A 455-nucleotide genomic window follows, 5' to 3' on the forward strand; every position below is an offset into this window, starting at 1 on the left:
ACAACGGATTGTACCACTTAGGAGAAGAAGGATATCCAGAGTGGATAATACCTACTGATCCAAGTAGAGCGAACGAAGCACACAAATTATTAGCTTTAGCTGCTAACGATATTGATAACCGCTCTAAAAATAAGCGACCAAACAATTTACCAAATCCAAGTATAAATAATAGTGATACAAACTATATTCATACCTTGGAGAATAAGCTGGATGCGGTTATTAATTGTTTGGTTAGTTTGGTTGAGTCTAATCAAGTTATTGCAGATAAGAATTATGAACCAGTTATTAATAAGTATGTGTTTGAAGATGAGGTAAATAATTCTATCGATAAACGAGAGCGTCACGAATCTACAAGAGTTAGATTTAGAAGAGGAGGCACGATAATCTAATGCAAGACACAATTCAAATAGACAATAAAACCATTGAATGGTTAGTTGTACAAAGAGGGTTTGAGA

1 protein-coding gene is annotated in these 455 nt (G+C 34.3%); it reads left to right on the forward strand.

Going from position 1 to position 455, the window contains the following annotated elements; translation table 11 throughout:
- Positions 1 to 389, forward strand: a 389-nt coding sequence (locus DPV79_RS41700) for a hypothetical protein (protein WP_208866787.1), incomplete at its 5' end; no start/stop codon positions are given.
- Between the last annotated feature and the right edge of the window lie 66 nt (positions 390 to 455).

It is taken from the genome of Burkholderia reimsis (assembly GCF_003294055.1).
In the GTDB taxonomy this organism is placed as follows: domain Bacteria; phylum Pseudomonadota; class Gammaproteobacteria; order Burkholderiales; family Burkholderiaceae; genus Burkholderia; species Burkholderia cepacia.